The sequence below is a fragment of the Marinospirillum celere genome, from assembly GCF_900112235.1.
Classification (GTDB): Bacteria; Pseudomonadota; Gammaproteobacteria; order Pseudomonadales; family Halomonadaceae; genus Marinospirillum; species Marinospirillum celere.
Genome location: NZ_FOLH01000006.1, coordinates 43697 through 66163, shown reverse-complemented (window position 1 = coordinate 66163; position 22467 = coordinate 43697). Strand labels below are relative to the sequence as shown.

Here is a 22467-nt window from a genome sequence, read left to right as displayed (position 1 = left end):
GAACCATAGGTATTAAGATGATCGCAAGAGTCGAGTAAAGGCTCGCCCTTGAGGAGAAAAACCATGGCGCAAACTTTGTATGACAAACTCTGGGATGCACATCTGGTCAAGCAACGTGACGATGGCACTGCCCTGATTTATATCGACCGTCAATTATTGCACGAAGTCACTTCACCCCAGGCTTTTGAAGGCCTGCGCCTGGCTTCTCGCAAGCCTTGGCGTTTGAATGCCAATCTGGCTACCCCGGATCATAATGTGCCAACCACCCTCAAGGAACGCTCTGCAGGGGTGAGTGGTATCGAAGACGAAACCTCACGTATTCAGGTACAAACCCTGGATGACAACTGTGATGAGTTTGGTATTACCGAATTTAAAATCAATGATATCCGTCAGGGTATCGTTCATGTAATCGGCCCAGAACAGGGTGCGACCCTGCCTGGCATGACCCTGGTTTGTGGCGATTCACATACTGCAACCCATGGTGCTTTTGCAGCCTTGGCCCATGGTGTGGGTACTTCCGAGGTTGAACACGTACTGGCCACTCAGTGCCTGATTCAACGCAAAATGAAAAACCTGTTGATTCAGGTGGATGGCGAACTGCAACCCGGTGTGACTGCCAAGGATATTATTCTGGCAGTGATTGGTGAAATTGGAACTGCTGGCGGTACAGGCTATGCCATGGAGTTTGCAGGCAGTGCGATTGCCTCCCTTTCTATGGAAGGACGCATGACCATCTGCAACATGGCGATAGAGGCTGGTGCCCGTGTTGGTCTGGTGGGCTGTGACCAAACAACGATAGATTATGTTAAAGGACGCCCCTTTGCACCTAAAGGCGAGCAATGGGAGCAGGCGGTTGCCTACTGGAAGACACTGCATTCTGATGCTGATGCCGCTTTTGACAAGGTAGTGACGCTGGATGCTGCAAGCATTGAGCCTCAGGTGAGCTGGGGTACTTCACCCGAAATGGTAGCGCCCATTAAAGGCAAGGTACCAGATCCTGCTCAGGCAGCTGATGAAAGTCAGCGTAAAAGCTGGGAAAGGGCTTTGGAATACATGGGTTTGAAGGCCAATCAAGCGATTACCGATATTCAACTGGACCGGGTCTTTATCGGCTCCTGCACCAACTCGCGCATTGAAGATCTGCGTGCTGCGGCGGAAGTGGCTAAAGGTCGCAAGGTGGCTGCCAGCTTGAAAGAAGCCTTAGTGGTGCCAGGTTCGGGTCTGGTCAAAAAGCAGGCCGAAGAAGAAGGCCTGGACAAGATTTTTATCGAAGCAGGTTTCCAGTGGCGTGAACCTGGCTGCTCCATGTGTTTGGCGATGAATGCCGACAAACTGGGACAGGGTGAACACTGTGCGTCCACCTCCAACCGAAATTTTGAAGGACGTCAGGGCTATGGTGGCCGTACTCACCTAGTTAGCCCCGCCATGGCTGCAGCGGCTGCCATTGCCGGTCATTTTGTGGATGTCAGAAACTTCTGAGGCTGACTTGGATGCAGGTCGCTTTGCAAGGTGTCTGTTACCCTGGTGGCTGTTCTATCCTGAACAGACACCAGCGTTCGGCTTCCTGCCTCACTTGTCACGACTTGAGATACTCAGGTAATCCTCACCGAGACTGGCGTAAGCCGCTTTATGTGACAAACGTTCCGAACAAGATGACCGGCTGAAAGCCAGTCATTGAGATAGCTCTCTTCAGGAGAAAGCAATGCAAAAATTTACCCAGTTAAATGGTCTGGTTGCGCCGCTGGATCGCGCCAATGTTGATACCGACCTGATCATTCCCAAGCAGTTTTTAAAATCCATCAAGCGCACTGGTTTTGGCCCCAACCTGTTTGATGAGCTTCGCTACCTAGACGAAGGCTTTCCTGGTCAGGATTGCAGCCAACGGCCAGTGAACAAGGATTTTGTTCTTAACCAGCCGCGTTACCAGGGCAGTGAGGTCCTCTTGGCCCGGAAGAATTTTGGTTGTGGTTCTTCGCGTGAGCATGCCCCCTGGGCACTGGTCGACTATGGCTTTCGTGCTGTGATTGCACCAAGTTTTGCCGATATCTTCTTTAATAATGCGCCTAAAAATGGCCTTTTGTTGATTCAATTGGATGAAGCCACAGTTGAGCGCTTGTTCCAAGAGGTTGAAGCCAATGAAGGCTATCGTCTGCTGGTCGACTTGCCTGCGCAAACAGTTACCACACCTTCGGGTGAGGTGTTGAGCTTTGAAATGGACTCGTTTCGCAAACACTGCTTGATTGAAGGCTTGGATGATATCGGCCTGACGCTGAAAGATGCTGATGCGATTAAAGCCTATGAGGCGAAGCGGGCTGAACAGACGCCTTGGATTTTTAGTTGAACCTGAAAGAATGAGAGTCGCTTACGCAAGACAGCCTGCTTATCAGGTGGCTGTTCTATCCTGAACAGACACCTGCGCTCGGCATCCTGCCTCACTGGCGCAGGCAATCTTGCCGCGACTTACAGGTTCAAGCTTGGTAAGCGCTGGTTCCAGGTTGCTACAAGAACACTTTATTGAAAGAGAAAAACGATGAGCAAAAAAATTCTGGTTTTGCCCGGTGACGGTATTGGGCCTGAAATTACTGCCGAAGCGGTGAAGGTATTGGAAGTTTGCCGTGATCAGTTTGGCCTGGACATTAGTTGGGATGAAGGTTTGGTTGGTGGTGCAGGTTTTGATGCCACGGGGGAGCCCTTGCCGCCAGAGACTTTGGATAAAGCCAAAGCCGCTGATGCGATTTTGTTGGGCGCTGTCGGTGGTCCCAAGTGGGATAAGTTGCCGGATATTTCCAAGCGTCCTGAGCGTGGTCTCTTGGGCCTGCGTAAAGAGCTGAAGCTGTTTGGGAACTTGCGTCCTGCGATTCTTTATCCACAGTTGGCGGATGCTTCCAGCCTGAAGCCGGAAGTGGTTTCTGGTTTGGATATCATGATTGTACGCGAATTGACCGGCGGTATTTATTTTGGTCAGCCACGCGGTATTCGTGAGTTGGAAAATGGTGAGCGGGAAGGTTTTAACACCTATGTTTATTCGGAAAGCGAGATCCGCCGTATCGGTAAAGTCGCTTTTGAAATGGCCCGTAAGCGTAACAAGAAAGTGTGCTCGGTAGACAAAGCCAATGTCCTTGAAGTAACCATGCTCTGGAAAGAGGTTATGGAGGAGGTTGCCAAGGACTACCCAGATGTCGAGCTGTCGCACATGTACGTCGATAATGCCGCTATGCAGCTGGTGCGTGCACCCAAGCAGTTTGATGTTATTGTTACCGGCAATATGTTTGGTGATATTCTGTCCGATGAGGCCGCGATGCTGACCGGCTCTATTGGTATGTTGCCTTCTGCTTCCCTGGATGAAAATGCCAAGGGTATGTATGAGCCCTGTCATGGTTCGGCACCCGATATTGCCGGGCTGGGTGTTGCCAATCCGCTTGCCACTATTTTGTCGGTTGCCATGTTATTGCGCTATTCTTTTGGAGAAGGTGAGGTGGCAACCAAGATTGAACAGGCTGTCAGCAAGGTTCTGGATCAGGGGTTGCGTACTGCTGATATCCTATCTGCTGATACGCGTAAAGTGGGGACCCAGGAGATGGGAGCAGCTGTTGTAGAGGCGCTGAAAGCCCTGTAAATCCATAAACAGAATTTGAGGTATCTATGAGTAAGTTAACAGTAGGTCTGGTCGGCTGGCGCGGTATGGTCGGCTCTGTGTTAATGCAACGCATGCAAGAAGAAAAGGATTTTGACCTTTTTGAAGCCGTTTACTTCACTACTTCTCAGGCGGGAAAACCTGGTCCTGATGGTCAGCCTCTGCAAAGTGCAACTGATTTAGATGCCCTGAAAAAGCTGGACGTGATCCTGACTTGTCAGGGCGGTGACTATACCAATGAAGTCTATGGTCCTTTGCGTGAAGCCGGTTGGAAAGGTTACTGGATCGATGCGGCTTCCAGCCTGCGCATGGCGGATGACAGCATTATCGTGCTTGACCCTGTGAACCGCGATGTGATCGATAAGGGTCTGGAATCCGGTGTTAAAACCTTTGTGGGTGGTAACTGTACGGTCAGCCTGATGCTGATGGGGCTCGGTGGTCTGTTTGACCAGCAGTTGGTGGAATGGACAACATCCATGACCTATCAGGCTGCTTCGGGTGCGGGTGCCCAGAATATGCGTGAGCTGCTCAACCAAATGGGTGCAATACGTGATAGCGTTAGCAGTGAGCTGGCCGATCCTTCCTCAGCCATTCTGGATATAGACCGCAAGGTGGCTGAAGCCATGCGTTCAGACAAGTTTCCAACAGACCAGTTTGGTGTGCCCTTGGGTGGCAGCCTGATTCCTTATATCGATAAGCAGTTGGATAATCGCCAAAGCAAGGAAGAGTGGAAGGGCTCAGTAGAGACCAACAAGATTCTGGGGTTGGATAACAATCCTATTCCTATTGATGGTATTTGTGTGCGTATAGGTGCTATGCGCTGCCACAGTCAAGCCTTTACCATCAAGCTGAAGAAAGATGTGCCCCTGGATGAAATTGAAGAAATTATTGAAGAGCACAATCAATGGTCAAAAGTCATTCCTAATGACAGGGAAACCACTATTGCCGAACTCAGCCCAACAGTGGTTACGGGAACGCTAAATGTGCCCGTTGGCCGTTTACGCAAGATGAATATGGGGCCTGAGTACCTATCTGCTTTCTCGGTAGGTGATCAGCTTCTTTGGGGTGCGGCTGAACCTCTACGCCGTATGTTGCATATCCTTTTACATCAATAAGCCCTTGACTTGGATGAAAAAGGTAATGGGCTGCCTGGTTGCAGCCCATTTTTTATGCAAAGTGTGTTTGTTCACTGACAAAAGTACAAACAACGATGACAAACTGCTGAAAAACTGTTAAAAACCCTTTATCCATACAAAGTGGAATGAAAGCGTCGACTTCAGGCAGAAAGAACAAGATGGGGCAGGGTATGCAGAGGAAGTATAAAAAAATGCGTTCTTGGCGTGGTTTAGTGGTGATTGCGGGTGCTGCTCTGGTTCCTCTGAGCTTTGCAGCTGATCGACACCTGGACTCCTTATGGGAAGATTCAAGGCTCTATTCAACGCCTGCTGCTTTAACTGCCGAAGAGTTGGCAACCGCAACGGCTTCAACCCATACGGGTGCGGCTCAAAATCGTGTGCAGGTAGGCCGTACTGACACCCTGTGGAGCATTGCTAGAAGCAACCGGCCTTCACGCAACATCACCATCAAACAAGCCATGCTGGCCATCCGCGACGCCAACCCGCGCGCTTTCCCAAGTGGCAATATTAATGATATGGAAGCAGGGGTCACCCTGGCCATACCCTCTGCAGCAGCGATGCGCAGTCGCACCGCCCAGCAAGCAGAAGAAGAAGTCCGCCGTCAAAACCAAGCCTGGGTTTCCAGTAGACCGGCACTTCAACAGCCCCGCACAACTCAGCCAGAGCAGCCGGAAGCAACTGCACCTATAGAAACGGAACGCGACCTTCAATTAACAGCGCGTCAACAGGAAGAGGTTGATGAGCAGCAGGCACTCATTGAGGAGTTGGAAGTTCGCCTCGAACAGAGTGAAGATGCTCTAAGTGTTGCTGAGCGTGAAAAGGATGAGTTGGCAACCCGTCTCTCGGAAATGCAGGAACAGCTGGATACTTTGCAACAGCTATTGCGTTTGAAAGATGAACAGCTGGAAGAGCTGGAAGCCCAAGTAACTGCCGGCTCACCCTCAGTGGCCGAGCCAGTGGTTTCAGCGCCCGCAAGCCAAGAACTGGCGACTCTGGATGATTGGTTGGCCGAATTGCAACGTCAGCCATTAATTCTGGCTGCCCTGATTAGTATCCTTCTTTTGCTGATCCTGTTGTTGCTGGCTCTGGTTTCGACCAGACGTAAATTGGCTGCTCAGATACGCGAACAGGCTGAAATTGAAGAGGCCCGTCGTCGAGAGGAAGAGCTGCATTCCTTAACGGATAGTAATGCCCGCCCGGATGACTTTAACCGTGATCTGAATGCCCAACCGTTGGGTGAGCTTGAAGACCTGGATGATTACGAAGACCTAGAACTTGATGAAGACCTAATTGACGATCTGGCTGAGCTCGATGAAGAAATGGGTGAAACCAGCAGCAGTAAAGAGCCTCGTGACAAGAAAGCCAAGGCTGAACGTGATCCTCTGCAGGAAGCAGAAATGTTTATTGCTTATGGTCGTCTTGAGCAGGCAGCAGGTTTCCTGCAAAACGCTCTAGCTACCAACCCGGAACGTGAAGACCTGAGAGTTAAGTTGCTGGAAGTCTTGGTTGAGCTAAATGACGAGGATACGTTTAATCAGCAGCACCAGCAGCTAAAAGCCCAACAGCCCTCCGCAGCAAGCGTGCAAAGAGCTGAAGAACTGGCTGGGCTTATCAAACAGGCTTCTGGAGCTGCTGCTGGTGCAGCAACAGCTGGCGCTGCCGCTTCGGTAGCAGCGAAGGAGGAAGCTCAGGCTGAAGACCTGGGTGAGCTGGAGTTGCCTGGTGATGACTTAGCTGATCTGGAACTGGACGATATTTTTGGTTCCGAGGAAGCTGCCCCAAGAGACGGCCCCAAAGATCTGGATGAGCTGGATTTGGGTAACCTGGATGAGCTGGAAGCAGAGTTGGACGAAGTGCTGACTGAAAAGCCGCCTCTGGAGCCCGAACCTGAAGAAAACCTGGTTGACGATTTAGCTGACCTTGAAGAGGTGGCTGATGATGAATTGGAAGACCTGGATTTGGAGCTGGATCTTGAAAAGCCGCTGGATGAGACGGAATTGGGCGGTGATGAAACTGATTTGCAGGATTTTGAACCTGTTGATTACAAGTCTGATGCTGATGATTTTATGTCAGCTTTGGATGATATCAGTGAAGAAGGCTCCGGCGACTTTGAAGAAGAGTTGGCTGGTGACCGGGAAATTCAGCGAGCCCCAGGTGTTGATGAAGAGCTTTCGGCACTGAGCAGTGATTTGTCGGAACTGATTGGTGAGGAAAAAGCGGCTCAGAAAGAAGAAGACTGGGATGACCTGGGTGATCTTGCAGAGCTGGATGACTTGGAGTTGAGCGACGATGAGCTCTTGGAACCTCAGGTCAGCGATATGCCACTGGATGACGATTTCAGCAGCTTGGATGATTTGGCTGACTTAGGTGATGATCTGGACTTTGGCAACGAAGAAGACCTGAACACCCAGTTGGATTTAGCAACTGCTTACATCGAAATGGGTGATAAGCAGGGTGCGCAGGAAATCCTGGAAAAAGTTATTGCTGAAGGTGATGCTGATCAACAGGCAACTGCCAAGCAAATGCTGGGGTCTTTAGCTGGCTGATATGGCGTTGCTTGATCCTTTTGCCGTTTTTGATGAAACCCATGCCCAGGCAGGTCGTATTGCACTGGGTGTGGAATATGAAGGTAGCCAGTTTCGTGGCTGGCAAACTCAAAGTGAGGGCATTCCCAGTCTTCAACCCCTGCTTGAAAAAGCTTTAAGTCGTTTGGCCAAAGAGCCCATCTCGGTGATGTGTGCAGGTCGAACGGATGCGGGTGTACATGCTAGCGGAATGGTTGTGCATTTCGATACCCAAGCTGCTTTGCCGGAAAGAGCCTGGACATTGGGCATCAACTCCAGCTTGCCGCCTGCATTACGGGTTCGCTGGGCAAGACCCGTTCCTGCAAACTTCCATGCCCGTCACTCGGCGATTGCCCGTCGTTATCGCTATATTATTTACAACCACAGAACCCGACCGTCGATTCTGGATGGTCAGCTTACCTGGTGGAACCAGCCTTTGAACGCTGAGCGAATGCATGAGGCCGCTCAACTTCTCATTGGCGAAAAAGATTTTTCAGCTTTTCGCTCTATTCGCTGCCAATCTCGAATTGCTTGGCGGCATATGCACTTTATCAAGGTGCTGCGTCGCGGTGAACTCTTGATTATTGATATTCAGGCCAATGCTTTTTTACACCACATGGTGCGCAATATTGTTGGTACACTGATAAAAATAGGCCGCCATGAAAAGCCTATCGAGTGGATAAATGAGCTTCTGGCCAGTAAGGAAAGAGCTCAAGCTGGTATTACTGCACCGGCAGCGGGCTTGTACTTTGTTGCTGCCCTCTATCCTGAGCATTTTGGCTTGCCCTGTGAGCGTTTGGGGCCTAATTTTATAAGCCTGTTGGCAGATGAAGAACTGGATGCGCCCTATCCGGAATTCTTGCCCGAATGGCACCGTACTGATTTAACCCGTAGCCAATCTCGGGTTCATTCTTCCCAGGATATTTCTACTGATGTCTGATTTGACTTCCTGCCCTGTCCAGGCAAGAACCCGTGTTAAGATTTGCGGTCTGACTCGCCGTGACGACGTTCAAGCTGCAGTTAAGGCCGGAGCGGATGCGCTGGGTTTTGTGTTTTATCCACCCAGCCCCAGGTCAGTGACTCCTGAGCAAGCTGCTGATCTTTTGGCTGAAGTTCCACCCTTTGTGGTTAGCGTGGGGCTTTTTGTAAATCCTGACCCTGTTCAGTTGCAGCACTTACTGAAACAGCTGCCTTTGGATTTACTTCAGTTTCACGGTGATGAAAGTGAGGAATTCTGCGTTCAGTTTCAACGCCCTTATATCAAGGCATTGCGCATGAAGCCTGAGCTAGACCCCGTCAAAGAGGCGGCTAAGTGGCCTAGTGCTAAAGGTTTTTTGCTGGATGCCTACCAGGCAGGAGTGCCTGGCGGAACCGGCGAGCGCTTTGATTGGCAAAGATTTCCATCGAGTGATGAGCGGCCCTGGATACTGGCCGGTGGCTTAACACCGGATAATCTTGTTGAAGCACTACAAATCACTCAGCCTTATGCAGTGGATGTTTCCGGTGGAGTCGAAGCCAGCCGGGGTATAAAATGCCCCATGAAAATAAAAGAATTCTTAGCCCGTCTTGCCGAGGCTTAAGTGTGAGTCTTGCCGGCGGTGTTTGATCAACCCGAGGTGTAAACGTGTCCAAATATGCTGATTTGTTAAAACTGCCTGATGCCCGAGGCCATTTCGGGCGCTATGGTGGTCGTTTTGTTTCCGAAACTCTGAGTTTCGCCCTGGAGCAACTGGACGAACAGTACACCCGTTTAAGTGCAGATCCGGATTTTCAGGCTGAATTTGACCGGGATCTGGCGCTTTATGTCGGGCGTCCTTCGCCACTTTATCCAGCGGAGCGTTGGTCAAAACATCTCGGTGGTGCACAAATCTGGCTAAAACGTGAAGATCTGAATCATACTGGTGCCCATAAGGTGAATAACACCATTGGGCAGGCTTTGCTAGCCAAGTATTCCGGTAAGCCAAGGGTTATTGCTGAAACCGGTGCAGGTCAGCATGGTGTAGCCACAGCAACTGTTGCAGCACGCCTAGGGCTAAAATGCCAGGTGTATATGGGTGCTGATGATGTACAGCGTCAGGCACCCAATGTTTACCGTATGAAGTTGCTGGGTGCTGAAGTCATTCCCGTAGAGTCCGGTTCGCGTACTTTGAAAGATGCGATGAACGAGGCCCTTCGTGACTGGGTGACCAATGTGGATGATACTTTTTACATCATCGGCACCGTCGCAGGACCTCATCCTTACCCCAAGCTGGTGCGTGATTTTAATGCGGTTGCTGGTCGTGAAGCGCGTGAGCAGTCCCTGGCACAAATCGGTCGCCTGCCAGATGCTCTGATTGCCTGTGTTGGTGGGGGCTCTAATGCGTTGGGGCTTTTTCATCCCTTCCTGACGGATGATGAGGTTGCCATGTATGGTGTTGAAGCCGGTGGTGATGGTCTGGAAACAGGTCGTCATGCTGCGCCCTTGAATGCCGGTCGTCCTGGTGTATTGCATGGTAACCGCACCTACCTGATGGAAGATGCAGCCGGACAGATTATCGAAACCCACTCGATTTCAGCGGGCCTGGATTACCCAGGTGTAGGCCCAGAGCACTCCTATCTTAAGGATATTGGCCGCGTGAAATACGAAGTAGCGACAGATACTGAAGTCATGGATGCTTTTGAAGATCTGTGTAACTTTGAAGGCATCATTCCTGCGTTGGAATCAGCGCATGCGCTGGCTTTTGCCAAGAAGCTTGCCCCTACCATGAAGCAGGATCAACATTTGGTCGTCAATCTTTCCGGTCGAGGTGATAAAGACATCATGACTGTTGCTGCCAAGCAGGGGATTACTTTATGAGCCGTATTCAAGCCACCTTTGCCCAACTCAAGGAAAACAACCGTAAGGCTTTGATTCCTTATATTACTGCCGGTGACCCTGCGCCTGAATATACTGTCGAGCTGATGCATGCCTTGGTCGAGGCTGGTGCCGATATTTTGGAGCTGGGCGTACCTTTCTCGGATCCCATGGCGGATGGTCCGGTCATTCAAAAAGCCTGTGAAAGAGCTTTGAAGCATGGCACCAGCACCTTGGATGTTTTTAAACTGGTGACCGAGTTCCGCAAAACAGATCAAAAAACTCCTGTAGTTTTGATGGGCTACCTGAACCCCGTTGAAGCTCTGGGCTACGAGACCTTTGTTAAGGCTGCAGCCATGGCTGGGGTTGATGGTGTTTTGATCGTTGACCTGCCTCCTGAAGAAGCTGAAGACTTTGCGGTGCTCTTAAAAAGCCATCAGCTGGATTCAGTATTTTTGCTGGCACCCACAACAACCTTGGAGCGGGCGCGTAAAATAGCTGCTGCAGGTAGTGGCTATCTCTACTATGTTTCTCTCAAAGGTGTTACTGGCTCAGCAACTATCGATGTGCCGGCAGTTGCGACCAAGCTGAATGAATTTGCCGGTATTACTGATTTGCCTCTGGCTGTTGGCTTTGGTATCAGAGATGGCAAAACAGCGCGAGCCCTTGCTGAAATCTCAGATGGTGTGATTGTTGGCAGTGCACTGGTGGGGCGTATTGCCGAACTGGCTGACCGGCCTTCTGAGATGGCTCCTGCGCTGAAAGCTATTTTGGGAGAAATGCGACAAGCCTTGGATGCTTGAAGGCAACCCTGGGTTTCCCTGTGTAGGGTGTCTTGGGTTAGAATAGGCGCCCTTTGCATGGCGACTCCAACTTGATAAGTAGGTTAAAGAATTTATGAGCTGGCTAGACAGAATTGTTCCTTCCATTATTCGTTCCGACAATGTTGAGCGTAAAGCCAATGTACCTGAGGGTCTGTGGCGCAAATGCCCCAAATGTGAGGCAGCACTTTACCGTCCGGAATTGGAAAAGAACCAGCATGTCTGTCCCAAGTGCGACCATCATATGCGCTTGTCTGCTCGTAAGCGTTTGGAAGGCTTTCTGGATAAGGGCAGTGCCCAGGAGCTGGCTGCTGAACTGGAACCTGTAGATCGTCTGAAATTCAAAGATTCCAAGAAATACAAAGATCGTTTGACAGCAGCACAAAAGGCCACTGGCGAGAAAGACGCTCTGATTGCCATGCGCGGTGAGCTAACCGGCTTGCCGGTTGTTGCTGTTGCCTTTGAATTTAACTTCATGGGTGGTTCCATGGGCTCAGTGGTTGGCGAGAAGTTTGTGCGTGCTGCTGAGCTGGCTCTGCAAGAACGCATTCCACTGATTTGCTTTTCGGCATCGGGTGGCGCGCGCATGCAGGAAGCCCTCTTCTCTTTGATGCAAATGGCTAAAACCTCAGCGGCGCTGGAGCGTTTGAAGAAGGCGGGCGTTCCTTATATTTCTGTTTTGACAGATCCTGTTTATGGCGGTGTTTCTGCTTCTCTTGCCATGCTGGGCGATCTCAATGTTTCCGAGCCCTTTGCACTTTGTGGCTTTGCTGGCCCCCGTGTTATAGAACAGACGGTGCGTGAGAAGTTGCCAGAAGGCTTCCAGCGTGCTGAATTCCTACTGGAGCATGGCACTGTTGACATGATTATCCATCGCCATGAAATGAACTCCAAGCTGGCGGACCTGCTGCGTAAAATGACCCACCAGCCGGCAGCCTGACCGCTTCCGTGACCACTGCTGCCACCAAGAAGTCCTCTGGCTCGCTAGCTGAATGGCTAAAGCGCTTAGAGGACCTCCATTCCCGTGAAATCGACCTGGGACTGGATAGGGTCGGTGAGGTTGCACGTCGCCTTGGCTTGCCGCTGACCCTGCAAGCAACCCGCCCTCAAGTCATTACCTTTGCCGGAACCAATGGCAAAGGCTCTACTCTGGCCATGACTCAGTCTATGGCCCTGGCTGCTGGCCTACGGGTTGGCAGCTATACTTCCCCGCACTTTCTGCACTTTAATGAGCGCATTCAACTTCAAGGCCAAGCTGTTACTGATGCGTTGATTATTGGTGCTTTTGAACGCATCGATGCGGCAAGAAATCAGGCTGATCTGACCAGCATCTCTTTAAGTTATTTTGAATTTGCCACCCTGGCCGCCCTGGTGATCTTTGCCGAGGCTGACCTGGACCTTTGGTTATTGGAAGTTGGGCTGGGTGGTCGTTTGGATGCAGTCAATATCGTCGATGCTGATGTTGCCGTAGTGACGACCATTGCCTTGGATCACCAGGAATACCTGGGTAATGATTTGCAACAAATAGGCCGTGAAAAAGCCGGTATTTTCAGAGCGGGACAGGCTGCGGTTCTGGGGAGTCAAAACCTGCCTGCCAGTGTCAGAGCCACAGCAGAAACCCTGGGCTGTAAAGTCTTTCAATTGGGTACTGAATTTTACCAGTTCCCGAATCAAAATTCCTGGTGTTGGCAGGGTCAGAATGCACAGGGTGAGTCCTTGGAAATTACTTCCCTGCCTTGGCCAGAATTGCCTAGAGCGAATGCGGCTGCGGCTGTTCAGGCGCTGGAATTAACCGGCTTGCCGATCACTGATCAGGCTCGAATTCAGGGTTTGGCACAAGCCAGAGTGACCGGCAGAATGCAAAGGCAGGGTGCCTGGTTATTGGATGTTGCGCACAACCCCCAGGCTGCTGAATACTTGGCAACCAGGCTGGCTGAAGAGCCCGGCAAAAAGCGTTTGGCCATTTTGGGGATGATGGCTGATAAGGATCAGTTGGCAACGATAACGCCTTTATTGTCCTGCATTGATGAATGGATGGTGACGGCTTTGCCCACGGCAAGAGCCGAGCAGCCTTTAGTCCTAGAACAGCTGATCAAGAAGCAGGGTGGTAAGGTTGTTTACTGCAATGCATCCACTCAGCCTGAACCCTTGTACGCCCAAGCCAGACAGCGTTTGGATGCTGGCGAAATGGATCAAGTGTTGGTGGTGGGCTCTTTCTTTACAGTGGCCTTGTTTCTGGATCTTCTGCAGCGAAAGGAGATGCCTCCATGCGCTACGGCTTGAAAGAACGCTTGATTGGAGCCTTGGCCTTAATTGCTTTGGCGGTCATCTTTTTACCCTTGATTTTGGAAGAAGAGCGTCCGCCGCTGCCGGTTTCTGATAAAATTGTCATGCCTGAAAGTCCCGAACCCCTGGCCGTTGATCTAGAAGCTTCTAAGCCTCCGAAGCTCCAACCCAGTGTCAGTGAAGAAGAGCAGCAAAGGGTTGAATCGCGGCGGGAGAGGGGCGATCAAAGAATGCAGCTGGCCTTGGAAGGTGGCGTTGAAGCCTGGGCTATTCAGGTAGCCAGCCTGGGTGATTCCAGTAATGCCCGCCGTTTGGTGGCCCGGATGGAAGACAAAGGACTGCAGACCTATTGGCGACGTATTAACAATTTGGCCGTTGTTTTTGTGGGCCCTTTTATTGATCAACAGGAAGCCAGAAGTGTGCAGGACCGGCTCTTACAGGAAGAGGGATTAAGAACCCTACTGACCCGTTATGTGCCGGAAAGGGTTGCAAGAGAGCAGGGCAGTTTGCCAGGTACGAATGAGTGAGGAGTAGTAACCCATGATGGGTATGAATGCGCTGGATATCTTTTTTATTGTTATTCTGTTGGCTTCCACCTTGTTAGCCTTCTGGAAAGGTTTTGTGCATCAAGTGCTGTCTCTGGCAGGCTGGATAGTGGCTCTTTTGGCAGCAAGAATGTTGGGGCAACAGGTTGCGCCCTTGTTTGATTTTATTTTGGCGGACCCTGGCTTACAGCTGGCAGCAGCCTATGTTGCGATTACGGTCGTTGTTCTGCTGGCCAGTAAAGTGATTTCCGCTGGTTTTGGCACCCTGGTTGAAAAAATAGGCCTGGGTAAACTGGACCGTTTTCTAGGCAGTATTTTCGGTGTGGTACGAGGCGTGGTCATTATCGTTTTGGGCGTTGCTATAGCGAGCCTGACCGATCTCAGGTATCACGCCTGGTGGCAAGAATCGCGTTTAATGCCCTATATGGAAGAGGTAAGAGATTTTAGTGCCTCCCATTTGGAAGATTATATCAGTGAATAGGTGAAAGCTTCATGTGTGGAATAGCAGGTATTATGGCTCATGGGCCGGTCAATCAAATGCTTTTTGACAGCTTGACCGTGTTGCAGCATCGGGGGCAGGACGCTGCAGGCATCATGACCTGTGATCAGGGACGTTTCTTCTTACGTAAAAGCAACGGTCTGGTCCGGGATGTTTTCCGCACCCGCCATATGAAAAGGCTCAGTGGAAACATGGGGATAGGCCATGTTCGCTACCCAACTGCTGGCTCCTCCAGTGAAGCGGAATCCCAGCCTTTTTACGTTAATTCGCCCTATGGTGTTGCCCTGGCGCATAACGGCAATCTCACCAATTCAGAATCGCTGACGGAAGAGCTTTTTCGGACAGATTTGCGCCACATCAACACCAACTCTGACTCGGAAGTTTTGCTCAACATCTTTGCCAATGAACTGGGCAAGCTGGGCATGAGCTTGAGTGCCGAAGATGTTTTTGCTGCTATCAGCCGGGTGTATCAGCGCTGTGAAGGGGGCTATGTCGCAGTTGCCATGATCAGTGGTTACGGCATGGTTGGCTTCCGTGATCCCAATGGCATTCGCCCGATTGTTTATGGCAAAAGGGAAACTCCCGCAGGCAGAGAGTATATGATTGCCTCGGAAAGTGTGGCCCTGGATGTTGCCGGCTTTGAACTGGTGCGCGATCTTCAGCCCGGCGAAGCCATTTATATTGACCACCAAGGTGAACTGCATAGCCAAATATGCGCCCCAGAGCCGCGTTTGACGCCTTGTATTTTTGAGCATGTCTATCTGGCTCGCCCTGATTCCATCATGGATGGCATCAACATCTATCATGCCCGTATGCAAATGGGTCAGAAGCTGGCCGAAAAGATTAAACGGGTTATGCCCGAGCATGATATTGATGTGGTGATTCCCATTCCTGATACCAGCCGAACTTCGGCTCTGGAGCTGGCTCAACATCTGGGTGTGACCTACCGTGAAGGTTTTATCAAAAACCGTTATATCGGGCGTACTTTCATTATGCCGGGACAAACCCTGCGCAAGAAATCAGTGCGTCAAAAGCTCAATGCCATTTCTATGGAGTTCAAAGACAAAACGGTTTTGCTGGTTGATGACTCTATTGTTAGGGGTACCACCTGCAATGAGATCATTCAAATGGCTCGGGATGCAGGTGCCAAAAAAGTTTACTTTGCTTCAGCGGCTCCAGCAGTGCGTTACCCCAATGTCTATGGGATCGATATGCCAGCAGCGCACGAACTTATCGCCCATGGCCGTACTGAAGATGAAGTGGGTGAGCTGATCGGTGCTGATTGGCTGGTTTATCAGGATATTGATGATCTGGTTGCCGCCTGCAAGGAACTGAATCCTAAGGTGGATGGTTTTGATTGCTCGGTGTTTGATGGCCATTATGTAACAGGTGGTATTGATGCGGCCTATCTGGCCCGTCTGGAAAACCAACGCAGTGATGCTGCTAAAAACGGCAACAATACCGATGATAATTCGGCCATCGATCTACACAATGACAGTTCGGCTGAAGAAGCTTAAGTCCATAACCAGGAGCAGGTCATGTCATTAGAAAATAACTCCTGGGGTACAGCGACCCGTGCCCTACGCAGTGGCCATCGCCGAACTGCTGAACGTGAACATGCTGAACCTATTTTTACCACTTCCAGCTTTGTGTTTGAGTCGGCAGCTCATGCCGCTGAGTGCTTTACTAATGAAACGGGTGCAGTGAACATCTATTCACGTTTTACCAACCCGACGGTTGCCTGTTTTGAAGAGCGCCTGGCTGCCTTGGAAGGTGGAGAAAGAGGCGTGGCTACCAGCTCAGGGATGTCAGCTATTTTGGCTGTGTGCATGGCCTTTTTGAGCCAGGGCGATGAGATCGTTTGTTCGCGCAGCGTCTTTGGTTCTACCGTTAGCCTGTTCAATAAGTTCGTAAGCAAAATGGGAATCACCACGCATTTTGTTGAACTTCAGGACCTCGCCGCTTGGGAGGCTGCCTGTACGTCCAAGACCCGCCTGTTTTTTGTAGAAACGCCCTCCAACCCCCTTTGTGAAATTGCTGATCTGGCTGCTTTGGCTGAACTGGCTCACAGTCGTAAGGTGAAGCTGGTCGTGGATAACTGCTTTTGTACTCCAGCCCTTCAAAAACCTCTGGAATTGGGTGCTGATATCGTCGTGCACTCAGCCACCAAATACCTGGATGGTCAGGGGCGTATGGTCGGTGGTGCTGTAGTAGGTAGTGAACAGGATATGGCCGAAGTCTTTGGTGTCGTGCGCACTGCGGGGCCTTGCATGAGCCCTTTCAATGCCTGGGTCTTTCTAAAGGGCTTGGAAACCTTAAAGCTGCGCATGGAGGCCCATTCAGCTAATGCGCTGCAATTGGCTACCTGGTTGCAGGAGCAACCCGGCGTTAAAGCTGTTCATTATGCTGGCTTGCCGACGCATCCGCAGCACCAGTTGGCGGCAAAACAGATGCGCCGTTTTGGTGGTGTGCTTTCCTTTGAAATGGAAAAGGGGCGTGAAGCGGCCTGGAAAGTTATCGATGCTACCTCGATGCTATCTATTACCGCCAATTTGGGTGATGCCAAGACCACGATTACCCATCCAGCGACCACGACCCATGCCCGGGTTGCCCCAGAAGCCCGTTTGGCTGCTGGAATTACCGATGGATTGGTCAGAATTGCTGTAGGCTTGGAGGATATTGAAGACATCCAAGCGGATCTGGCCCAGGGTTTATGCTGAATTCAAGGCGTCCAGTTACTTTCGGTTAAAAATCGCCATTAAATGCAACTATAATTTTCAGCTCTGATTCGCTAGGCTGCAAGAGTGTTATTTTAACTTTTGTTAAGATTTGGCAAGGAGCTGAAACGAATGCTGCAAAAGCTGGCGAAAGGACAATTGATTGTAGGTGACCGGGCGCCGATGAATATCTACGCCCGCAGTGGCATAGTGCTTCTGACCAAGGGTTCACTGATTGATAACGAACAGCAGGTTCAAGCACTGCTGGCCCAGGGTTATTTCAATCCCAAGGAAAGAGTTGTCGTCCGTCAGGATGAAACCGACTTCCAGCGTCGCCGCTACTCAAAAGAACTTAACCCCTTTTTGGAACTGGAAGAACTCTACACTCAGCTGGATAAAGCCTTTGAGCATGCCGAGAAAAATGCCGCGGCAAAAGGCTTCCAGCGCCGCATTCTGGGTATTGCCGAGCATCTATTACTCCTGGCTGAAAAATCACCCAACGCCCTTTTAGGGGCTGCGCACTGGCCTAAAGATATCCCTTCAACTCTTGATCATCCCATGCGCTGTGCAGTCCTTCTGGCTGTCGTCTCTCGCCCTTTGAAAGTGAGTAAAGAAAAGCTGCTCTCTGGTTTGGCGGCAACTCTAACCGCCAACTTGGGAATGCTGCATCTTCAGGAAAAGCTTAACCACCAACAAACCCCGTTGACTGAACAGCAAAAAGAAGCCATCCGCAATCATCCGGAAAAATCACTGTTGATTCTGGAGATGCTGGGCGTTAAAGACAATATCTGGCTGACTGCTGTGCTTCAGCATCATGAACGCCTGGATGGCAGTGGTTATCCCAAGGGCTTGCAAGGTAGCCAGATTAGCAATACGGCCCGCTTGGTTGCCTTGGCAGATAGCTATGCCGCCCTGACCGCACCGCGTGAATATCGCCCTTTACTGACCCCCCGCCAGGCGATGAAACAGATGCTGGGAGATGATGCTGAGCTACTTGATGCCCGCTTGGGTAAGGTGTTTCTAAGCCAGTTGGGCCTTTACCCACCAGGAACCCCTGTGCAATTGAAAAATGGCGACCTGGCTGTCGTCACGGAGAAGGGCGTTGCCATACACACACCTATTTGTGCAGGCATCAAGGCTTCGAGTGGGCAGGTTTATGTGCAGCCACCGCGCCGCGACACCAGCGAAACTGATTTTGCCATTCAGAAAATCCTCAATAAAGACCTCCTCAAACCCCTCCAGCCTTTCCTCTTTTGGAACATCAAAGTAAGCAATGCTATTGCAGAATAATTCTCAAGGCATTGAAACTCGAAACGATCTGATTGTCGCTTAGAGGTGGCTGTCAAAGCTATACCCTTGGCCGTAATGGTTAATCAGTTCACCGATAGGCTTTTCAAGCTTCTGAAGCTTTTTACGCAGTCGGCTGATCAGCAAATCCAGTGCACGGCCTTCATTCGCTTTCGTGGAATCGCCCCAGATACTGTCGGCCAGTTCTTCACGGGTGAACAGGTGGCCTTGAGAATGGGAAAAGAGTTGCATCAGCCGAAACTCAGAAGCAGTGAGTTTGATTCGTTGGTCAGCAGAAATAAGTGCTAAGCTGCTGCTTTCCAACTTGAAAGCTACCTGCTCCAACTGTTGCTCTTTCCTTAGCTTATGGCGACGTGTAACAGCATGAACGCGTGCTAGAAACACGTTTTTTTTCAAAGGTTTAGAAATAAAGTCGTCAGCACCTGAATGGAGTGCCCTGGCAAGATCATCATCCTTTTGTAAACTGGTCATGAAAATGATTGGGGGGCGATCTTTATGTTCCACTAGCTGCTGAGTTAGCTCGAGACCTGACATTGCTGGCAGTAACCAGTCGATTAGAAGCAGGTCGAAGTCCTTGCTATCTTGGTGTGTTTCGAGAAATAATTCAGCGCTAATATAAAGACTTGCCTGATAACCATAGGTTTTCAGCCAGCTGGCAACCAGACGAGCCTGGTCCATGTCGTCTTCGATGATGGCAACCTGGTGCATGGAAGATAGCTACCTTTCTATTTTTATTATCTAATATGCCGGATAAGAAGAGTTTTGTACACTGCCGCTTTAAAATAGGAGGAAAGTCTGTGGTGCTTAATGAACTGCGAGAGCTAAGGCTAGGCTTTGTCCATGGTCTAGCGAGTCGGTATCAGCGAATTGATCGGGCATTGGTAACCAAATCACTTTTTGATCTCTATAAAGAAATTCATAACCTAGCTGGTGCAGCAGGCGCTTACCAGTTTGAGGAGCTTGGCCAACAAGCATTACAACTGGATGCTTTGTTACGTGTACAGCTTAATAAAGTTGACTCAGAGACCGTTGATTGGGTACCCATCACACAAGAAGTGCAGGTTGTGTTAACACTAACTCAGCAGGCTATAAAAGGGCAGTAAAGGGCGGCTCAATGCAGAAAATTTTAAAGAAGAGCTCATTACAAACCCGTTTACTGACCTTGCTTTTTCTGGGCTTTGTTGTAATTGTCCTGGCGTCCACTTTTCTGGTACGTGGTTATTTGCACGAAGAGTATCGGCAAATTTTTTACGAAAATGAGCAACGAGTCCTGTCCAGTTTGACTGAGCAGCTTGAAGGTGAATTGGAGCGGCAGGAAGCCAGCTTACAAGCCTTGGCAGAGCAATTGGTCACATTGTAGTGGTTCAATAAACCCGGACATCTTTTACGGTGGTAATATGACCACCCTAAGCGAGGTGTCTGATGACCAAGAAACGACGTTCATTTTCTCCTGAGTTTAAGCAGGAGGCAGCCAGCCTGGTACTGGATCAAAACTATACATTTACGGAAGCAGCTCGGTCTTTGGGAGTTGCTGAAAGCTCAATCCGAGCCTGGGTTAAACAGCTTGCTCAGGAGCGTGAAGGAATCACACCCAAAGGCAAAGCTCTGACACCTGATCAGAGACGTATCCAGGAGCTGGAGGCTCGCTGTAAACGCCTGGAGCAGGAGAAAAACATACTAAAAAAGGCTACCGCTCTCTTAATGTCGGACGAAATCAATCCTACACGCTGATAGACCAGTTGAGTGAGCAGGAGCCTGTTGAAATGGTCTGTGCAGCCTTTGATGTCAGTCGATCCAGCTACTATGAATACCGTCAACGGCGTACCCAGGTGGATGCTAAGCGCTTGGCTCTGAAAGCGCAGGTTAAACACCTTTTCACGAAAAGCCGAAGCTCTGCCGGCAGCCGCACTATCCAAGGGCAATTGAAAGCAGAGGGGACGGCTATTGGACGTTTTAAAGTCCGTAGCCTGATGCGTGAACTGAGGCTGACCTGTAAGCAACCTGGTTCCCATGCTTACAAGCAAGCAACGGTTGAACGGCCTGATATTGCAAACCACCTAGCCCGTGAGTTCAGTGTTGATTGCCCTGATCAAGTCTGGTGTGGTGATATCACCTATGTCTGGACGGGTCAGGAATGGAGTTATCTGGCTGTTGTATTGGATCTGTATGCCCGGCGTGTTGTGGGCTGGGCGCTGTCATCCAGTCCGGATGCTGACTTGGTGGTTAAGGCACTGGATCACGCCTGGGAGCAACGAGGCCAGCCCAGGAACATCATGTTTCACTCAGACCAGGGGAGCCAGTATGCCAGCCGTAAGTTCCGGCAGAGGCTCTGGCGTTACCAGATCACGCAAAGCATGAGCCGAAGAGGAAACTGCTGGGACAACGCCCCGATGGAAAGGCTGTTCCGTAGCTTAAAGTCAGAGTGGGTGCCGGCATTGGGTTATAGAAGCTTGAATGCAGCTAGGCGAGACATTGGTTATTACTTGATGGGCTATTATAACCAGCAACGACCTCATGCCTTTAATGGTGGACTATCACCTGTTGCGGCTGAGGAAAAACTTAAAATACTGTCCGGAATTAGTTGACCACTACAATTATGCTGATCGACCTTTTGTATCTGAAGCCTTAGAGTCACTTGAACCAGTACGCAGTGCACCTTTTTTGGGCCGTAGAACACAGATTCCTTTAATCGCTTTTAATGTGCCAGTTGTGGAGAACGGTGAAGTCTATGGTGTTTTACTGGGTACTCATGAGCTGCTAAATAATGTGACCTTTGCCGGGTTAAGTAGAAACTTTACACAATTTGGCAAGGTGGGTGCTCTCTATATAGTGGATGGTGACAACAACCTCTATGCGGCTTCCGGTGATCAACAAAGGGCTTTAACCCCAGTACAAATAGAAGATCACAAGCTGCTAACTGCAAGTCTTCAAGCAGAAGAGCCCTACGGTGAAGTTATAGATAGTAAAGGCAATACTTGGGTCTTTAGCAAAGCTGCTCTGCCTTTCATGGACTGGACTGTTTTGCATTTGCTTTCAGAAGACGAAGTTCTGGCTCCAGCAGAACAGCTTTTACAGCGCTATTTGTTGATGTTACTTCTCATGCTGATCATTGCATGCATGATGATTTTATTGATGGTCCGATATCTTTTACAGCCAGTGCGCTATGCGATTGCTCAACTACATTCAGTGGTCGCTGAAGACGAAACCTATCGGCCTTTCAACTCTGAAGTTCAAGGGGAAATTGGGCAACTGATGGTCGCTTTTGATAGTTTGCAGGAGTGGCGTAATCAAAAAGAACGCTTAGCAGATGAGTTGATTTCTATCGTCAGTCATGAGCTGCGAACTCCACTTACCAGTATTCAGGGAGCCTTGGATTTACTGAATTCAGGTGGGCTTGCTCTTGACAGAGAGAAGCAAAATGAGCTCTTAGGCTTGGCACATCGAAACTCCAGGCGTTTGGCCAGTCTAGTGGATGACCTACTTGATATGGCAGCAATAAAGCGAGGGCAGTTGCATATCCATTCGGAACAAACGGCTTTGTCTCCTTTACTAGAAGCAGCCGCCGCCAGCCTTGCCTGTTCACTTGCTTCACGTCAGCAGCAACTATTAAAAGTATTGCCTGATGCGAATGTATTGGTAGAGGTGGATCCGAAACGATTGCTTCAGGTCATGACCAACTTGATCAACAATGCCAGCAAGTTCGCACCGGAAAGCAGTGTTATTCGGCTTGAAGCTCACTGTGACAAGGAGTTCGTTAGGCTTGAAGTGATCGATCAGGGGCCGGGCATAGATGAGAAAGATCGGGACCATATTTTTCAACGTTTTGCTCAGGCTGATGCTTCGGCAAAACGTCAACACGGAGGCTCAGGCTTGGGCTTGGCTATTTCCAAAGAGCTGACGGAAGTGATGGGTGGTCAACTGTGGGTGGAGTCAGCAAAGCCCGTGGGTAGCCGCTTTTGTGTGCAGTTACCAAGAAGGCCAAGGATAAAAGTGTGATGAATGTATCATGAGTGTATCATTAAGTGTCTAAAATTAGCTTATTTGTATCGATTCAGGTTAAGAGTTGGTTGATTAGGGCTGATAATAGAGTTGTCTAGTCTAAGGATTTAGAAGAAACTTCCAAA

21 protein-coding genes are annotated in these 22467 nt (G+C 50.1%); 20 read left to right on the top strand and 1 reads right to left on the bottom strand.

All coding sequences use genetic code 11. From position 1 onward, the window contains the following. Window positions 1–63: 63 nt before the first annotated feature. The 16 genes from leuC (at window position 64) to BM185_RS13085 (ending at window position 18325) form a co-directional block, all read left to right on the top strand. Entirely contained in the window at window positions 64–1479 is a 1416-nt protein-coding gene (gene leuC, locus BM185_RS13160; RefSeq protein ID WP_091964689.1) for a 3-isopropylmalate dehydratase large subunit, read from the top strand. Window positions 1480–1702: 223 nt separating this feature from the next. Continuing rightward, complete coding sequence (gene leuD, locus BM185_RS13155) at window positions 1703–2341, top strand: 3-isopropylmalate dehydratase small subunit (RefSeq protein WP_091964687.1); 639 nt, start codon at window positions 1703–1705, stop codon at window positions 2339–2341. Window positions 2342–2530: 189 nt separating this feature from the next. Further along, window positions 2531–3616 carry a 3-isopropylmalate dehydrogenase gene (gene leuB, locus BM185_RS13150; RefSeq protein WP_091964685.1) on the top strand — a complete coding sequence of 362 codons (1086 nt, stop codon included), beginning with the start codon at window positions 2531–2533 and terminating at the stop codon, window positions 3614–3616. A gap of 26 nt (window positions 3617–3642) precedes the next feature. Then, a complete protein-coding gene (gene asd / locus BM185_RS13145) occupies window positions 3643–4749 on the top strand; it encodes an aspartate-semialdehyde dehydrogenase (protein ID WP_091964683.1) in 1107 nt (368 codons plus the stop codon). A 212-nt stretch (window positions 4750–4961) separates the two neighbouring features. Then, window positions 4962–7316, top strand: a complete 2355-nt coding sequence (locus tag BM185_RS13140) for a FimV/HubP family polar landmark protein (RefSeq protein WP_177203571.1) — start codon at window positions 4962–4964, stop codon at window positions 7314–7316. A gap of 1 nt (window position 7317) precedes the next feature. Continuing rightward, the gene (gene truA, locus BM185_RS13135; protein WP_091964680.1) at window positions 7318–8274 is read left to right on the top strand and encodes a tRNA pseudouridine(38-40) synthase TruA; all 957 of its coding nucleotides are present in this window, start codon (window positions 7318–7320) and stop codon (window positions 8272–8274) included. Beyond that, entirely contained in the window at window positions 8267–8914 is a 648-nt protein-coding gene (locus tag BM185_RS13130) for a phosphoribosylanthranilate isomerase (protein ID WP_091964678.1), read from the top strand. Before truA ends, BM185_RS13130 begins: the two co-directional genes overlap by 8 nt. Window positions 8915–8958: 44 nt before the next feature. Further along, window positions 8959–10170, top strand: coding sequence for a tryptophan synthase subunit beta (gene trpB / locus BM185_RS13125; protein WP_091964676.1), 1212 nt, complete (start codon window positions 8959–8961; stop codon window positions 10168–10170). Next, the gene (gene trpA / locus BM185_RS13120; RefSeq protein ID WP_091964674.1) at window positions 10167–10970 is read left to right on the top strand and encodes a tryptophan synthase subunit alpha; all 804 of its coding nucleotides are present in this window, start codon (window positions 10167–10169) and stop codon (window positions 10968–10970) included. Before trpB ends, trpA begins: the two co-directional genes overlap by 4 nt. Before the next feature lie 94 nt (window positions 10971–11064). Next, window positions 11065–11928 (top strand): acetyl-CoA carboxylase, carboxyltransferase subunit beta, encoded by an 864-nt coding sequence (gene accD, locus BM185_RS13115; protein ID WP_091964672.1) that lies wholly within the window; start codon window positions 11065–11067, stop codon window positions 11926–11928. A gap of 8 nt (window positions 11929–11936) precedes the next feature. Further along, window positions 11937–13271 carry a bifunctional tetrahydrofolate synthase/dihydrofolate synthase gene (folC, locus tag BM185_RS13110; protein WP_091964670.1) on the top strand — a complete coding sequence of 445 codons (1335 nt, stop codon included), beginning with the start codon at window positions 11937–11939 and terminating at the stop codon, window positions 13269–13271. Continuing rightward, window positions 13256–13801, top strand: coding sequence for an SPOR domain-containing protein (locus BM185_RS13105; RefSeq protein ID WP_091964668.1), 546 nt, complete (start codon window positions 13256–13258; stop codon window positions 13799–13801). Before folC ends, BM185_RS13105 begins: the two co-directional genes overlap by 16 nt. A 13-nt stretch (window positions 13802–13814) precedes the next feature. Then, window positions 13815–14300: a CvpA family protein gene (locus BM185_RS13100; RefSeq protein WP_091964666.1), complete on the top strand. Its 486-nt coding sequence runs from the start codon at window positions 13815–13817 to the stop codon at window positions 14298–14300. Between the two features lie 11 nt (window positions 14301–14311). Next, window positions 14312–15835: an amidophosphoribosyltransferase gene (purF, locus tag BM185_RS13095; RefSeq protein WP_091964664.1), complete on the top strand. Its 1524-nt coding sequence runs from the start codon at window positions 14312–14314 to the stop codon at window positions 15833–15835. Between the two features lie 21 nt (window positions 15836–15856). Beyond that, entirely contained in the window at window positions 15857–17038 is a 1182-nt protein-coding gene (locus BM185_RS13090) for an O-succinylhomoserine sulfhydrylase (RefSeq protein WP_091964662.1), read from the top strand. Window positions 17039–17167: 129 nt separating this feature from the next. Further along, a complete protein-coding gene (locus tag BM185_RS13085) occupies window positions 17168–18325 on the top strand; it encodes an HD-GYP domain-containing protein (protein ID WP_091964660.1) in 1158 nt (385 codons plus the stop codon). 39 nt (window positions 18326–18364) lie between these two features. Here BM185_RS13085 and BM185_RS13080 read toward each other — a convergent pair whose 3' ends face one another. Beyond that, window positions 18365–19051 (bottom strand): response regulator transcription factor, encoded by a 687-nt coding sequence (locus tag BM185_RS13080; protein ID WP_091964658.1) that lies wholly within the window; start codon window positions 19049–19051, stop codon window positions 18365–18367. 92 nt (window positions 19052–19143) lie between these two features. On the opposite strand from BM185_RS13080, the gene BM185_RS13075 reads away from it, so the two are divergent. The 4 genes from BM185_RS13075 to BM185_RS13060 all read left to right on the top strand — a co-directional run bounded on the left by BM185_RS13075 (window position 19144) and on the right by BM185_RS13060 (window position 22339). Next, complete coding sequence (locus BM185_RS13075) at window positions 19144–19446, top strand: Hpt domain-containing protein (RefSeq protein ID WP_177203570.1); 303 nt, start codon at window positions 19144–19146, stop codon at window positions 19444–19446. An 11-nt stretch (window positions 19447–19457) separates the two neighbouring features. Next, window positions 19458–19703, top strand: coding sequence for a hypothetical protein (locus tag BM185_RS13070; protein WP_091964653.1), 246 nt, complete (start codon window positions 19458–19460; stop codon window positions 19701–19703). A 62-nt stretch (window positions 19704–19765) separates the two neighbouring features. Continuing rightward, window positions 19766–20928 (top strand): IS3 family transposase gene (locus tag BM185_RS13065; RefSeq protein ID WP_091964651.1). Its coding sequence is split into 2 segments (ribosomal slippage): window positions 19766–20021 and window positions 20021–20928, totalling 1164 coding nucleotides; the frame shifts between segments, so codons are not numbered across the junction. 124 nt (window positions 20929–21052) lie between these two features. After that, entirely contained in the window at window positions 21053–22339 is a 1287-nt protein-coding gene (locus BM185_RS13060) for a sensor histidine kinase (RefSeq protein WP_177203569.1), read from the top strand. Window positions 22340–22467 lie beyond the last annotated feature (128 nt).